19 protein-coding genes are annotated in these 13,891 nt (G+C 59.6%); 9 read left to right on the plus strand and 10 right to left on the minus strand.

Annotated elements, in window-relative coordinates:
* Both sfsA and ACR0IK_RS08825 read left to right on the plus strand, forming a co-directional pair.
* Positions 1–696, plus strand: coding sequence for a DNA/RNA nuclease SfsA (gene sfsA / locus ACR0IK_RS08820; RefSeq protein ID WP_480641200.1), 696 nt, complete (start codon positions 1–3; stop codon positions 694–696).
* A gap of 55 nt (positions 697–751) precedes the next feature.
* On the plus strand, positions 752–1,393 hold the full coding sequence (locus tag ACR0IK_RS08825; protein ID WP_480641201.1) for an imm11 family protein: 642 nt from the start codon (positions 752–754) through the stop codon (positions 1,391–1,393).
* Here ACR0IK_RS08825 and ACR0IK_RS08830 read toward each other — a convergent pair.
* Positions 1,390–3,066, minus strand: a complete 1,677-nt coding sequence (locus ACR0IK_RS08830) for a tetratricopeptide repeat-containing sulfotransferase family protein (protein ID WP_480641202.1) — start codon at positions 3,064–3,066, stop codon at positions 1,390–1,392. The genes ACR0IK_RS08825 and ACR0IK_RS08830 overlap by 4 nt on opposite strands.
* A gap of 181 nt (positions 3,067–3,247) precedes the next feature.
* On the opposite strand from ACR0IK_RS08830, the gene map reads away from it, so the two are divergent.
* Positions 3,248–4,060: a type I methionyl aminopeptidase gene (map, locus tag ACR0IK_RS08835; protein WP_480592435.1), complete on the plus strand. Its 813-nt coding sequence runs from the start codon at positions 3,248–3,250 to the stop codon at positions 4,058–4,060.
* On the opposite strand, the gene ACR0IK_RS08840 is transcribed toward map, so the two are convergent.
* The 4 genes from ACR0IK_RS08840 to ACR0IK_RS08855 are packed head-to-tail and all read right to left on the minus strand — an operon-like array spanning position 4,048 to position 6,647.
* Positions 4,048–4,227: a hypothetical protein gene (locus ACR0IK_RS08840; RefSeq protein WP_480592433.1), complete on the minus strand. Its 180-nt coding sequence runs from the start codon at positions 4,225–4,227 to the stop codon at positions 4,048–4,050. The two genes, map and ACR0IK_RS08840, sit on opposite strands and share 13 nt — an antisense overlap.
* Positions 4,228–4,250: 23 nt before the next feature.
* A complete protein-coding gene (locus ACR0IK_RS08845; protein WP_480592431.1) occupies positions 4,251–4,886 on the minus strand; it encodes an HAD family hydrolase in 636 nt (211 codons plus the stop codon).
* The gene (gene rsmD, locus ACR0IK_RS08850; protein ID WP_480592429.1) at positions 4,879–5,439 is read right to left on the minus strand and encodes a 16S rRNA (guanine(966)-N(2))-methyltransferase RsmD; all 561 of its coding nucleotides are present in this window, start codon (positions 5,437–5,439) and stop codon (positions 4,879–4,881) included. Before rsmD ends, ACR0IK_RS08845 begins: the two co-directional genes overlap by 8 nt.
* On the minus strand, positions 5,436–6,647 hold the full coding sequence (locus ACR0IK_RS08855; protein WP_480592427.1) for an NAD(P)/FAD-dependent oxidoreductase: 1,212 nt from the start codon (positions 6,645–6,647) through the stop codon (positions 5,436–5,438). The genes rsmD and ACR0IK_RS08855 overlap by 4 nt, the downstream gene beginning before the upstream one ends.
* A 98-nt stretch (positions 6,648–6,745) precedes the next feature.
* Between ACR0IK_RS08855 and ACR0IK_RS08860 the strand changes: the two genes are divergently transcribed.
* The 4 genes from ACR0IK_RS08860 (at position 6,746) to ACR0IK_RS08875 (ending at position 8,291) form a co-directional block, all read left to right on the plus strand.
* Positions 6,746–7,231 (plus strand): redoxin family protein, encoded by a 486-nt coding sequence (locus tag ACR0IK_RS08860; protein WP_480592425.1) that lies wholly within the window; start codon positions 6,746–6,748, stop codon positions 7,229–7,231.
* 102 nt (positions 7,232–7,333) lie between these two features.
* Positions 7,334–7,579, plus strand: coding sequence for a glycine zipper 2TM domain-containing protein (locus ACR0IK_RS08865; protein ID WP_480641203.1), 246 nt, complete (start codon positions 7,334–7,336; stop codon positions 7,577–7,579).
* An 11-nt stretch (positions 7,580–7,590) separates the two neighbouring features.
* Positions 7,591–7,938, plus strand: a complete 348-nt coding sequence (locus ACR0IK_RS08870; protein ID WP_480592421.1) for an EF-hand domain-containing protein — start codon at positions 7,591–7,593, stop codon at positions 7,936–7,938.
* Between the two features lie 47 nt (positions 7,939–7,985).
* Positions 7,986–8,291, plus strand: coding sequence for a hypothetical protein (locus ACR0IK_RS08875; RefSeq protein ID WP_480592419.1), 306 nt, complete (start codon positions 7,986–7,988; stop codon positions 8,289–8,291).
* Here ACR0IK_RS08875 and ACR0IK_RS08880 read toward each other — a convergent pair.
* The 4 genes from ACR0IK_RS08880 to ACR0IK_RS08895 are packed head-to-tail and all read right to left on the minus strand — an operon-like array spanning position 8,288 to position 11,030.
* On the minus strand, positions 8,288–8,581 hold the full coding sequence (locus ACR0IK_RS08880; RefSeq protein WP_480592417.1) for a 4a-hydroxytetrahydrobiopterin dehydratase: 294 nt from the start codon (positions 8,579–8,581) through the stop codon (positions 8,288–8,290). The two genes, ACR0IK_RS08875 and ACR0IK_RS08880, sit on opposite strands and share 4 nt — an antisense overlap.
* Positions 8,578–9,765, minus strand: coding sequence for a GNAT family N-acetyltransferase (locus ACR0IK_RS08885; RefSeq protein WP_480641204.1), 1,188 nt, complete (start codon positions 9,763–9,765; stop codon positions 8,578–8,580). Before ACR0IK_RS08885 ends, ACR0IK_RS08880 begins: the two co-directional genes overlap by 4 nt.
* 45 nt (positions 9,766–9,810) lie before the next feature.
* Positions 9,811–10,578, minus strand: coding sequence for a glycerophosphodiester phosphodiesterase family protein (locus ACR0IK_RS08890; protein WP_480592414.1), 768 nt, complete (start codon positions 10,576–10,578; stop codon positions 9,811–9,813).
* The gene (locus tag ACR0IK_RS08895; RefSeq protein WP_480592412.1) at positions 10,575–11,030 is read right to left on the minus strand and encodes a RidA family protein; all 456 of its coding nucleotides are present in this window, start codon (positions 11,028–11,030) and stop codon (positions 10,575–10,577) included. The genes ACR0IK_RS08890 and ACR0IK_RS08895 overlap by 4 nt, the downstream gene beginning before the upstream one ends.
* Positions 11,031–11,365: 335 nt before the next feature.
* Here ACR0IK_RS08895 and ACR0IK_RS08900 point away from each other — a divergent pair, with 335 nt between their 5' ends.
* Complete coding sequence (locus ACR0IK_RS08900; RefSeq protein ID WP_480641482.1) at positions 11,366–12,136, plus strand: MlaA family lipoprotein; 771 nt, start codon at positions 11,366–11,368, stop codon at positions 12,134–12,136.
* Positions 12,126–12,734, plus strand: coding sequence for an MlaC/ttg2D family ABC transporter substrate-binding protein (locus tag ACR0IK_RS08905; protein WP_480641205.1), 609 nt, complete (start codon positions 12,126–12,128; stop codon positions 12,732–12,734). The genes ACR0IK_RS08900 and ACR0IK_RS08905 overlap by 11 nt, the downstream gene beginning before the upstream one ends.
* A 57-nt stretch (positions 12,735–12,791) precedes the next feature.
* Here the strand turns inward: ACR0IK_RS08905 and ACR0IK_RS08910 are convergent, their stop codons facing one another.
* Positions 12,792–13,889 (minus strand): ABC transporter ATP-binding protein, encoded by a 1,098-nt coding sequence (locus tag ACR0IK_RS08910; protein WP_480592408.1) that lies wholly within the window; start codon positions 13,887–13,889, stop codon positions 12,792–12,794.
* Between the last annotated feature and the right edge of the window lie 2 nt (positions 13,890–13,891).

The following is a 13,891-nucleotide window of genomic DNA, read 5'->3' on the forward strand; positions in this document are numbered from 1 at the left end:
ATGCGATTTGAAACCCCCCTTGTCCCCGCCCGCCTGATCTGCCGCTACAAACGCTTTCTGGCGGATTGCACATTGGAGGACGGGCGCGAGGTCACCGCCCACTGCGCCAATCCGGGTTCAATGATGGGGCTGGCCGAGCCGGGTGAGAAAATCTGGCTGGAGCCCAATGACGACCCGAAGAAAAAGCTGAAATACGGCTGGCGGCTGGTCGATCATGAAAATGGCCATTTCACCGGGGTCGACACGTCGGTCCCGAACAAGGCCCTGCGCGCCGCGTTGGAGGCACGTGAAATCCCCGAACTGGCCGCTTATGAAACTGTCCGCCCCGAGGTGAAGTACGGTGAAAACAGCCGCATCGACTTTCTGCTGACCCAGCCGGGCCTGCCGGACGCTTACGTCGAAGTCAAAAGCGTCACCCTGTCGCGCCAGCCGGGTCTGGCCGAGTTCCCCGACAGCGTCACCGCCCGCGGCACAAAACATCTGGGTGAGCTGGCGGCGATGGTGGCACCGGGACACCGGGCGACCATGCTGTATCTGGTGCAGCGCACCGATTGCGACCGTCTGGCGCTGGCCACAGATATCGACCCGGCCTATGCGGCAGCGTTCGAGGTCGCACAGGCACAGGGGGTGGAGCGGTTGGTTTATGGGACTGAGATTTCGCCAGAAGGTGTTTGGGTCGGAAACCGCATAGGATAGCTTGCAATTAACGTATTGATGAAATTCTACGCAATTACCGCACTTTGAGGAAGCAGTGGCACATAAGAAAGTTTGGGAATCCCTCCTTCTGTACGGCACCCGCAATGTCCAGCCCGTCGAGGTCCATCTGGATGCTCCACGACCGTCCGGGTATGTGGCGTTTCGAAAAAGATACGAAGATGCGCAGGACATAGATGTGTCCGAGTATCCGGACTACATTTATTTCGAATTTCGCGATCTCCCCAAGAAAAAGAAGGAAAATCTGCCGGATATTTTTACGGGCCATTTGGGTTTGATTTTTGTGTCGGAGTCGATGCGTGATCTGCTGAAGCAGTTTGGGCTCGGCCGAACCCGGTTTCATGAGGTAGAGTTGCGCGAATACGACCAAGAAACGCCCTATCCTGGGCGGCGATGGTTTTTCATGCATATTTTGGAGAACCGAAAAACACTCGTCCCGGATCAATCTATTGGGCTTAGACCGGTTGGAACCAAGGGATTAGCGTGGAGGTCAATCCCTGAAGACAAAAACAAGCTTGCGGTCGACCCGTCGTCCGCCTGTGATCTAGACTTCTGGATGGATCGCAGCATCAGAAGCCGCGTATTTTTCTCGGATCGTTTGAAAGTTGCGATCAAGGACTCAGGGCTCAGCGCCCGTTGGCTTGGATTCCCACCGTGTAAAGCTCTTGTATTAGACTAAGCTTTAGATTGCCGATCAAAAACCTGCGGCCACAGATCCGTGTCCAAACCTTGCACAAACGGCTCCAACTGATCCGCCACCGCTTGCCAGCCTCCGACAGAGGCTGTGTTAACCGGCTGCCGGGCCTGCAAGTTACTGGCCGTTTTGATCGCATTCGCGGATTGGTCCGGCGTCAGCATGGCGTCCTCGAAAGGCAGATCACAAATCCGCGCCAGTTCTTCGGCTGTGCCCTTTAGGTTGCCCACCAAAGTCTCATACCGGATATCGTGGATGCGGCCCGGCATAAGCTGATGCCAGTGGCGCATGTAACGCTGATACCGGTTGGCCTCGGCCGCCATCCAGTTCAGGTCATGGGTGTAGTACAGCCCACCCGCTCCGAAATTCGCGCGCCACATGGACAGGGCGACATCGCGCGGATCGCGCAACACGTTGAGGATCACGGCGTTGGGGAACGCCTGCGCGATCTCACCCAGAAAGGCATAGTTGCCGGGGGCTTTATCCACAAAGGCCTTGGCATTCCCGGACAGCGCGGGCAGCTTTGCCATGTAGTGATCTGTCAGCCCATTGATTTCACGCCATTCCGGCGGCTGCGCTTCGGCCTGCCGGGCCCATTGATGGACCGAGGGCAGCTCTCCGAGACCCTGAACGGTGGAATGGCGGGCAAGAATACGCTCGACCAGCGTGGTGCCGGACCGGGGCAGGCCGACCACGAAAATCGGCCGGGGGATGCCTGCGGATGGTTCAGACCCGGCAGCGGGCAAAGGGGCGGCCAGCCGTTTGGCGCAGTCTTTGGCGCTGCGTTCTTCCCAGGCTTCGAACCCGTTGCGCTGCAGTTTGTGGGCCTCAGCCAGGTGCTGCATTTCCTGCGCAGTGTTCTTTTGCCGGCGCGCCAGATTGGCCGCAGCAAAACGCAGTTTCACCTCGTCCTCAGGGTTGGCTGCCAGGCCGCGTTCCAGCGTATTGGAAATCCGGGCCTGCAGCGTGGCTATGTCGTCAAAAGTGAGGTTCGGCAGTCCGGCCATCATTTCCAGCGCGTCCGGATGTTCTGGCGCCAAAGCAAGGGTTGCGCGGGTATTTTTCAGAACGTCGCCCAATTGACCCAGGCCCAGTTGCGATCTGGCCAGCCGCAGCAAGCCGGGAAAGAATCTCGGCTGTTTTTTGACCAGCGCCGTCAGCACCTCGACAGCGTCGCCCCAGCGGTGCATCGAATCCAGAATGTCCGCCTTCAGGATCTGTGCGTTCGGATTGGCAGGCTCGCGACTCAAGACCTGCTCGACATCGGCCAGCGCCTGTTCCGGCTGCTGCTCTTGCAGCAGGGCCAGCGCGCGGGTGAACTGCAGGGCGGGGCTTAGAGGGCCGCGCGCAGCGACCTTATCCAGAAACGTCAGCGCATCGGCGGGATCGCCCCCCTGAACCAGGCTGAGCGCATAGTTCTGGGTCAACTCGGCGTTTTCGGGATCCAGTCGCCAGGCCTGATGGAAATGGGTCTGGGCCAGTTTGAGTTTTTGCTGCTGCACCGCGCTGATGCCCGCAAGTCTTGGCAAGGCCGCAGCTTTTGGCCATTTCTTGGCAGCCTTGGTGGCCCGCTTGAACGCGCGATCCGGTCGCCCGGCCTTGAGAAGCTCACTGATGCTGGCAATCTCGGCCCTCAACTGGTCAGCTTTTCTTTGCATCGGCCTGCCCTTCTCTGTTTCGTGTGCCCGCCCGGACTTGCCTTGTGCTAGTTCATTATTACCTGATGGTCTACATGCGATCGGGCGGGTGGTTCTGACATTGCGTCCCGACACCCTCTGGTACTTTCTGCACAAGCAGCGTAAAAGAAATGCCGCGCGAAACATTTGGAGCCTCGCATCCATGAAGGAACATCGTGGCCGTCTGACCAAAGACGGTATCCGCATCTATGAACAGGGTGACTTTGCCGGCATGCACGCGGCAGGAGCCCTGGCCGCGCGGATTCTGGATGACATTGCCGAGCACGTCTTTCCCGGCCAGACCACCGGCGTGATCGACGGTCTGATCACGCAAATGGTCGAGGACGCGGGAGCAACCTCGGCCACCATCGGCTACAAGGGCTATCAGCACGCCAGCTGCATCAGTGTGAATCACGTGGTTTGTCACGGAATTCCTGGCGACAAGCGGCTGAAGGATGGTGATATCCTGAATATCGACGTCACGGTCATCGTTGACGGCTGGTTCGGCGATACGTCCCGCATGTATGTGGCGGGCAAATTGCCGCGCAAGGCCGAGCGCCTGATCCAGGTGACCCATGACGCCCTGTTCAAGGGGATAGAGATGGTCAAGCCGGGCAATACGTTCGGTGATATCGGCCACGCCATTCAGGCTTATGTCGAGGCGCACCGGATGAGCGTTGTGCGCGATTTCTGCGGTCACGGGCTGGGCCGGGTATTCCACGCACCACCCAACGTGCTGCACTATGGCCGTCCGGGCACCGGTGCCGTTCTGGAAGAGGGCATGTTCTTCACCATCGAACCAATGGTGAATCTGGGCCGCCCCGAGACCAAGACGCTGGCCGACGACTGGACCGCGGTGACCAGAGACAAGTCGCTGTCGGCGCAGTTCGAACATTCGGTGGGCGTGACGGCAGATGGGGTTGATATCTTTACCCTGTCACCGGGCGACAAATTTCACCCGACCTACTCCTCCTGATCGGCGGCCTGATCGCGCATCAGTTTCAGCAACAGGGTTTCCTGCCCCCATGGCGTCACCGCGTCGTGGATGAACACCGGCGCGCGGGTGGGTTTCCGCTCGGGTCCGGTGGTTGCGTCGGTTTCCTGCGGAACAGTCCAGATCGGAGGTGTCAGGGCGCGGTCCATGCTTGAATTCTAGCACGTCCCGGTCAAATCCCCAAAAGCACCGGAACCTCGGCCATATCGGTGATCACTTCAGCGCCGAGCCTGGCCAACTTTTCACCGCCCCCCTGCGGTGCATAGGCCAGACAGCGCATATTGGCGCGGATTGCGGCGGTCACACCGCTGGCGCTGTCTTCGATGACCACCGGCCGCAAGGCGCCGAACTGTTCCGCCGCAGTCAGGAACATTGTCGGGTCGGGTTTCGCCGTGCCCAACACATGTGCCGAGAACATCACGCCCTGAAAACGATCCCACAGTCCGTTCTGCCCCAGCGTGATTTTCATCTTGTCCGGGCTGCCGTTTGAGGCAACACAATAGGGGACGCCGCATGAGTCCAGCGTGGTCAGCAAATCCGAAACACCCGGCATCAAGCCCACGCCCTGCTGTAGGCGGTCATAGGTTTCGGCATAGACCTCATCGACCCAGTCATCCGGCAAATCCGCGCCCAGCTCCCGGGCCTTGTCCCGAACACCGATCATGGTGCCACCAACAAAAAAACCTACGCTGTCCTCAAGGGTCAGATCAAGACCATAGCGCCCGAGATTGTCGACCAGCACCTGATTAGACAGCGGCTCACTATCGACCAGAACGCCGTCGCAGTCGAAAATGACCAGATCATGCATTCGGGGTATCGCTCCACATCAGAGTGATATGCGTGTCACCGTATTTTCGGCTGTCTTGCAGGGCGAACCCCTCGGGCGGTTGCATCGGGGCGTTTTCCTCCCACACGATCAGGGCATCGTCGGCAATCCACCCCTGCGACAGGGCAGCGAAAGCCTTCTGCCCCATGGACTTGCCGTAAGGTGGGTCCAGAAAGACCAGATCATAGGGCGCGCCGGGGTTTTGGCCCAGCCGCGTGACATCCCGGCGGATCAGATCGGTGCGGTCGGCGCTGCGGGTCAGGTCGATATTCTTGCGGATCAGGCCCTGCGCCACGCGCCCATCATCTACAAATGTCACATGCGCCGCGCCACGTGACAGAGCCTCGAGCCCCAGCGCGCCAGTGCCCGCAAACAGGTCCAGCACGCGCAGCCCGTCAAAGTCGATCTGGTGGCTAAGCACGTTAAACAGGCTCTCGCGCACGCGATCGGTGGTCGGGCGCAGATGTGCGCCCGCATCCCCTTTGCCAACCGAGGCCAAGGCGCGGCCCCGGAACTCTCCGGCGATGATCCTCACGCCTTGAGCAGCGGCTTCAGGTCCGCGCTCGCGTCGGCCACGATAGCAGGATCGGCGGTCTTGCCCGATTCAATCAGACGTTTGCCGACCATATAGGCGCGTGGATCATTCATCGCGTCCACGGCAATAAGCTGGTCGCCCTTGTAATACCAGAAGGAGACGGTCTGGCCGTTTCCCTGCCGCGTCACCACGCGGTCATATCCGGTGTTCAGGCCAGCGATCTGCAGCTTGACGTCATACTGATCCGACCAGAACCACGGCGTTGCAACGTAGTCCTTGGTCGCGCCCAGCATGTTCTGAGCCACGATTTCGGCCTGATCGATCGCGTTTGGGACGCTTTCCAGACGGATACGGGCACCGCCATGCGGGAATGAGGCACAATCGCCCGCCGCCCAGATCGACGGGTCGGACGTGCGGCCATGGGCGTCGGTCTTGATACCGTTGTCCAGTTCCAGCCCAGCCATCTCGGCCAGCTGGGTCGAGGGGGCAATGCCAACGCCGACGACGACAAAATCGACCTGCAACTCAGTGCCATCTGTCAGAACCGCGCCCACCACCTTGCCGTTTTCACCGAGCAGACGCTCCAACCCGACGCCTTCGCGGATATCGGCGCCGTATTCGGTATGCAGCGCGCGGAAATAATCGCTGGTCTCGGGCGCGGCCACCCGTTGCAGAATACGGTCGGCCATCTCAACCAAGGTCACCTTGACCCCGCGCTTGGCACAGACCGCTGCGGCCTCGAGCCCGATATAGCCGCCACCGACAATCAGTGCACGCGCACCGTCGGTCACGCGGGGCTCCATCTCGTCGATATGGGCCAGATCGCGCACCACGTGGACACCCTCTAGATCGCCGCCAATCGCGGCCGGCAGGTAACGCGGGTCCGACCCGGTGGTCAACGCTAGGTCGTCGTAAGAGATGACCTCATCCCCTACGGTCACAGTCTTGGCCTGCGGGTCAATCGCGGTGACACGCTGGCCCAGACGCAGGGTGATATTGTTCTCGACGTAAAAACTCTCGGGACGCAGGAACAGGCGTTCCAGTTCCATCTCGCCCAGCAGATAGGCCTTGGACAGCGGCGGGCGCTGATAGGGCAAATGCGGCTCGGCTCCGATCAGGGTGATGTCCCCGTCAAACCCGTCCTTGCGCAGCCTGGCGACAAGCGAAGACCCCGCCTGCCCCGCACCGATCACGACAATATGGCTCATGTTCCTCCCGCCCTGTCGAATTCACGTGGTCTCATCCACACGACCACCTATATTGCGGCTGAGCCCGACTCTGCAAATCCAAACGACAGGAGCTTAAAATGATTTCAACAGGTGACATGCTGCCCGACGCCACGCTGACCCAACTGGGCGCGGACGGCCCCGAAGAGGTGCGGATTTCAGACAAGACCAAAGGGCGCAAAGTTGTGATCTTTGCGGTGCCCGGCGCCTTTACGCCGACCTGCCATTCGGCCCATGTGCCCAGCTTCATGCGCACCAAGGACCAGTTCGATGCCAAGGGCGTGGACGAGATCATCTGCGTCTCGGTCAACGACCCCTTCGTGATGAAAGCCTGGGGTGAGGCCACCGGCGCCACCGAGGCCGGTTTGACAATGCTGGGCGACGCAGCTTCCGAGTTCACCAAGGCCATCGGCATGGATTTCGACGCCCCGCCCGCCGGGCTGATCGCCCGGTCCAAGCGCTATGCCATGCTGGTCGAGGACGGCAAGGTGGTGGCGTTGAATGTAGAAGAGAACCCCGGTGCCTGCGAAATTTCGGCGGGCGAGGGTCTGCTGGACGTCATCTGATACCAGTTGGCTCCGGGGGCACCCGGGGCCATGACTGCCATTTAACTTGATGCAACGCCCTGATCTGCCAATATTCGAACAATACAATCAGGGAGTTTTTCGATGAAGCTGAAAATCATTACACTCTTGCTCTGTTCTGCGGGGGCGCTGGCCGCCTGCGGCCCAGCCCCGACCCCGCAACAACAGGCGGCGCGCCAGCACGAAATCGCTTGTCTCAGCGGCTCGCTGGGCGGTGCGCTGATTGGCGGCGCCATCGGCAACCAGTTCGGCGGCGGATCAGGCAAATCCATCCTGACAGCGGCAGGTGCTGCCGCCGGTGCCATTGAAGGCAACAGATACGCATGTTGAGGAGAACCGGAATGACACGTGGATTTATTATCGCCGCGGCCGTTTTGCTGGCCGGTGCCGCCTCGGCAGAAACCGTGGGCGAGCTGCATGAAAACGAGCTGAAAGCCATCGACGCGAACAATGACGGGTTCCTGTCCCGGGACGAGTTCGACGCCTTTTCCGATTATGCATTCCAGGAGATGGATGAGGACAAGAACGGTTCGTTGGGATTGCAGGAGGCCAAACCGTTTCTGGACATCAAACAGTTTCAGGAGGTTGACCGGAACAACGATGACTTTATCTCAAGGGCGGAATACGACGCGCAGATGAACGATGATTTCCTGTCGGCTGACAAGAACCAGAACGGCCAGCTGGATTAAACCGGACGACCTAGCGCTCAGCGAGGTCATCCACACGGGGGCGTATCATGCAAAAATGGCGACTTCTCGGCTTTCTGAGCCTGTTGGCGGCCTGTGACGTTCCACAGGCGCCGGTGGTAACCGGGCCGGACGGGCAGACGCGCATTCAGATCAATACGTCCGGGCTGACCTGCTACAACAATCGCTGTCTGGATATCAATCCGGCCGCACGCAGCGTTCGCCAGATCGGCAACCGGACAACGCGTATTCCGGGCGACATCGATGTCAGCAACGGCACCGTTACCCCCGCTGAATTCGGCCAAATGGGTGTGACCGCTGCATTGGCGGGTGGCGTCGGTGAGGGTAACCGCTAGCATAGACTGTCCATTTTGCGCGCCAGCTTTGCGTCTAACGCGGAAAGACCGCCCACGTCATGAGTGGCCAACGTCACCTCGACCGTGCGGTAGACATTGGACCATTCAGGATGGTGGTTCCATTTCTCGGCAAATATCGCCACCTGCGTCATCCAGCCGAAGGCGTGGACGAAATCCTCGAAGATAAAGGTCTTGGTGATCGCATCCCGGCCTTCGACCATGGTCCAGCCATTCTTGAACAGCGGGTCCAGCAGCGGCCCGCGGGTCTCGATCGACAATAGTTCGGTCATTGCTGTTCCTCCGGGTTCAATTTCCTGAACGGGCCGTATTCCGTCAGGATCTCGATCTCTTCTCCCACTGCTGCGGCCTCGGCGTCCAGATATTTTCGGATCGCATCGGCAAAACCGGGGTCACCGACCCAATGCAAGCTATGCGTGCGCGCGGGCATATAGCCTCGTGCCAGCTTGTGTTCACCCTGCGCCCCGGCTTCAACCCGGGCCAGACCATGGGCAATGGCAAAATCAATCGCCCTATAGTAGCACAATTCGAAATGCAGGCAGGGGTGATGTTCGACGCAGCCCCAATAGCGGCCAAAGAGCGTTTCGCGCCCGATGAAATTCAGCGCCCCGGCAATCGGATAGCCGTCGCGCTCCGCCAGCACCAAGGCTATGTCATCCGCCATGGTTTCATGCACTATATCAAAGAATTGACGGGTCAGGTACGGTGCGCCCCATTTGCGTGATCCGGTGTCCTGATAGAAGCGCCAGAAGGCATCCCAATGTTCCGGTCGCAGCTCATCGCCGGTCAAAGTGCGAATCTGACCTCCGAACCCACAGGCTTGCGTCCGTTCCTTGCGGATATTCTTGCGTTTGCGCGAGGACAACGCCCGCAGAAACCCGTCGAAATCCGCAAATGCATCGTTGAGCCAGTGGAACTGCTGCGAAGTGCGCAGCATCAGACCCATCTGCTCACCGGCAATGGCCTCATCCTCGGTGCAGAATGTGGCGTGCAGTGACGACACCCGATTGTCGGCGGCCAGTTGCACCGCGCCTTGCACCAGCGCCGACATTCCCACCACCTCGTATCCCGGCCGTACCAGAAAGCGCCGCCCGGTTGCTGGGGTGAAGGGCACGGCAATCTGCAGCTTGGGGTAATACCGACCACCTGCGTTTTCGTAGGCATGCGCCCAGTTGTGATCGAAGATATATTCGCCCTGGCTGTGCGACTTGGCATACATCGGGGCCGCGCCAATCATCATACCGTCCAGATAGGCAGTCAGGTATTGCGGTTGCCATCCGGTACCACGCCCAACCGACCCGCTGTTTTCCAACGCCAAGAGAAACCGGTGGGTGGTAAACGGGTCCAGCGGTCGCCCGCCATCGGCAGCCTCGGGGCAGGCGCAACTGTCCCAATCCTCAGCAGAAATCTGCGACAGCGATCCCAGAACCTGAACTTCGATTTGCGCCTGATCCATGTGCCCTCCGCGTCTGACCTTTATCTGTGACGGTGGGGGAAGGGTTCAACCCGGATGCGGGGCCAAATACCCTTCGAAGGTCACATTGTCGGCAACCTCGCGCGCCTGTGCCTCTTGTTCAGGCGACCGGACCGTCCAGCACAGAATCGGCACACCCCGCGCTTTCAGCTCGGCCACACGGGGGCGGGACAGGTCTGCGACCTCGTGGCTGATGAAACTGGCGCCGACCCGGTCGAAATCGGGAATGTCACGCAGGTGATCGCAGACCTTCTGCGGCAACAGTTCGACTTTGGGCTGATACGAGCACGTCACGATGCCGCGCGGAAGATGCGGGGCAATACGCGCCAGCTCGGCCACGGAGTTGGGATTGAAAGACATCAGCGCCACCGGTCCGTCATAGCCTTGCAACGCCCGAACGGCGTCTGCCTCAAGCGGTCCGACATCAGTCCCCATCGCGCCGTCCTGATCCTTGAATTCGATCAGCAGCGGTACCGTGCCGCCCACCATCTGAAGCACCTCGTCCAGCGTGGGGATGCCGTCATCGGCATGCAGCAGCCGCGTGGCCTGCGCCTGTGCTGCCGAGATCTGCTGAATCGGACCCGACTGTCCGGTCAGACGCGTCATGTCATAGTCATGAAACACCATCGCCCGGTTGTCCGAGGTCCGTTGCAGATCAATCTCGATCCCATATCCGGCCTCTATCGCGGCCTGAATGGCCGCCCGGCTGTTTTCCGGGCGGTTGTCCGATTTGTCATGCAGCGCCCGATGCGCGATCGGGGTCTGCAGGAACACGGAAGGCAGGGACGGTGTCATTGGACCTCAAAGATACCTTCGATTTCAACGGCCACGCCCAGTGGCAACGCGGCAGCACTGACGGCGGAACGGGAATGACGACCGGCATCGCCCAGCGCCTCGACCAGGAAATCAGATGCACCGTTGATCACCTGCGGCTGCGCGGTGAAATCTGCGGTCGAGTTCACGAAACCGGTCAACTTGATCACGCGCACCAGCTTGTCAATATCGCCGCCGCAGGCCGCCTTGACCTGCGCCAACAGGTTGATGGCACAGACCTTTGCCGCCGCCGCACCGGCCTCGACCCCCATATCATCGCCCAGCTTGCCGGTTATCAGATCATCATCTTTGGAAATCTGGCCCGATACATAAACAATATTGCCGACCCGTACGAACGGCACGTAGTTTGCCGCCGGTGCCGGTGCATCCGGCAGGGTGACGCCGAGGCTTTCCAGTTTCGCTGCGATGCTCATGAGGTTTCCTCCATATCCTGAGTCGCGGCGAAGCTAACCGGGAAGGTCAGGTTCGGAAAGACTGAAAACGGGGATGGACGTGCCCGAAAGGTGGGCGTAACTCTTCTTATTCCGGACAGTTGAAGCGGTGTCGCTTTACCTCGGCCCATCGGGCAGGTTAAACGCTATCTGTTTCATACTTGTATTGGAACGTATATGTTAACTCGGATTGGGTCGCGCTATGTGGCCATAGGCAGTATTGATTGATAATTCGGGCCAATGACCCCGAATGGTTTGGAGTGGCTAAGACCGTGTTGAGCAGATCCCGCCTGAAGCACCTGATCGTACTGTCCCTGATGACAGTCCTGAGCGCCTGCGCCACGCGGCCGCCAGAGGGTACGCCTCCGAATGAAGTGTTCGATCCCTACGAAAATACCAACCGGGGCATTCACAAATTCAATCTTGGCGTGGACAGGTTCCTGTTCCGGCCCGCCTCGAAAGGCTACGTGAGAATCGTGCCTGATCCGATGGTGACCAGCTTCAACCATTTTGCTGAAAACCTGACGATGCCCGGTCAGGCGCTGGACTACCTGCTGCAAGGCAATATCAAGCAATCCGGCAATGCGCTGCTGCGATTCGTGATCAACACCACGGTGGGGGGCGCAGGTCTGTCTGACCCAGCCGCCGAGCTGAACCTGCCGCCGGTGGATACCGATTTCGGCGAAACCCTGCACGTTTGGGGCGTCGGCGAAGGCGCCTATGTCGAGTTGCCGTTCTATGGCCCCTCAACGCAGCGGGATTCTATTGGCGTCATCGTCAACCTGTTCTCGAACCCAATCAATTTCTCTCCGGTCCGGCCAGTCGATAACATTGGCGTCTATGCCGAGGTTGTACGCCGGATGGGCGACCGGGGGCGGTTCTCGGACACCATCGATTCGATCCTGTATGAAAGCGCCGACAGCTACGCGCAGGCACAGACAATTTATATTCAAAACCGTCGCTTCGAACTGGCACGGGATGATGAGGAAGCCTATCTGGGTCTGTATGACGACCCCTATGCAGATACCGGAACCGACCCTGTCAGGGACCCCTATCTAGACCCTTACGAGGACCCATATGCCGAATAACCATCTTAACAGACGCGGTTTTATCGCCACCGGCCTTGCTGGTGCTATGCTGACCGCTTTTCCCGCTTTTGCCCAGACCGAAGCCAGCGCCAAAGCACTGGTTGTCAGTGTCGTGGATGATATCAACCGCGTGATCGCCTCGGGCAAATCCGAAAAAGCGATGATCCGCGATTTCGAGAAGATTTTCGTGCAATATGCGGATGTGCCGATCATGGCGCGCTATGTGCTGGGGGCGGATGGCCGCTCGGCCAGCCCGTCCCAGTTGCGGCAATTCACCAAGGCGTTTCAAGGCTATATTTCAAGCAAATACGGCCGTCGCTTTCGCGAATTCATCGGCGGTCAGGTGACCGTACGCAATGCCCGTAAGATCAAGGCAGGCTATGAGGTGCGCACCTCGGTCAAGCTGCAGGGCTCGTCACCGTTCGAGGTGACCTTCCTTGTGTCGGACAAATCAGGCCGTGACAAGTTCTTCAACATGTTCATCGAAGGTGTGAATATGCTGCTGACCGAACGGACTGAAATCGGGGCGATGCTGGATGCAAGGGGCGGAGACCTGAACCGTCTGATCAAGGACATGAACCAGAACAAGGTCGGCTAACCTGGTTTGCAGTTTGAAAAAGCGCCGCGCGATCGGGTTCGCGCGGCGCTTTTTTTGTTAGTTTAGGCGCTCGCCGGTTTCCTTGGCAAAGTAGGACACTTTGCTCATGTCAAAGGCGAGGTTCAGCATCTTGCCTGCCTGCGCGCTGGTTTCCGCGTGCAGACGCGCGGTGACCTGCTTGCCGCCCAGTTCCGAGACCACATAGGTGTCGGCCCCGGCTGGTTCGACCATATCGACCAGGCATTCAGCCTCTTGCACGCCGGCCCCGGCGCGGAACCCGGCCTCGGCAATATCTTCAGGGCGCAGACCAAGAATCACGTCCTTGGGCAACGACAGATCACGCGTATCTTTAAGCACCAGAGTCTCGCCCGTATCACGCGCGATCGCGACCTCTGTGCCCGAGCCATTCTTGGTTGCCTGCGCCGGTATCAGGTTCATCGCGGGTGAGCCCATGAAATCGGCGACAAACAGGTTGGCCGGGTTGTTGTAGATCTCGGCCGGAGTGCCGATCTGCTGCACGACTCCGCCTTTCAGAACCACGATCTTGGTCGCCAGCGTCATCGCCTCGATCTGGTCGTGGGTCACATAGACGATGGACGCATCCAGTGTCTGATGCAGCTTTTTGATCTCGGTCCGCATCTCGACCCGCAGCTTGGCGTCGAGGTTCGACAGCGGCTCATCGAACAGGAACAGCTTGGGATCGCGCACCAGCGCCCGGCCCATCGCCACACGCTGACGCTGACCACCCGACAATTGGCTGGGGCGGCGGTTCAGCAGCGGTTCGATCTGCAGCAGTGAGGCGACCTCCTTCAGTTTCGCGTCTTGCGTGGCCTGATCGACGCCGCGGACCTTCATGCCAAAGGTGATGTTCTTGGCCACCGACATGGTCGGATAGAGCGCATAGGACTGGAACACCATCGCGATGTCGCGGTCCTTGGGGCTGACATGGGTCATGTCATTTCCACCAATGGACAGCGTGCCCCCGGTGACCTCCTCCAGCCCCGCGATGCAGTTCAACAGGGTGGATTTGCCGCAACCCGAGGGGCCGACCAGGACCAGGAAATCGCCCGGTTCGATCGAGATGTTGATGTCCTTCAGAATCTCGGTCGCACCGTAGTTCTTGTAAAGTTTGTTGATATCAAGGATGGGTGCCATGG

It is taken from the genome of Ruegeria sp. BF7 (assembly GCF_056538605.1).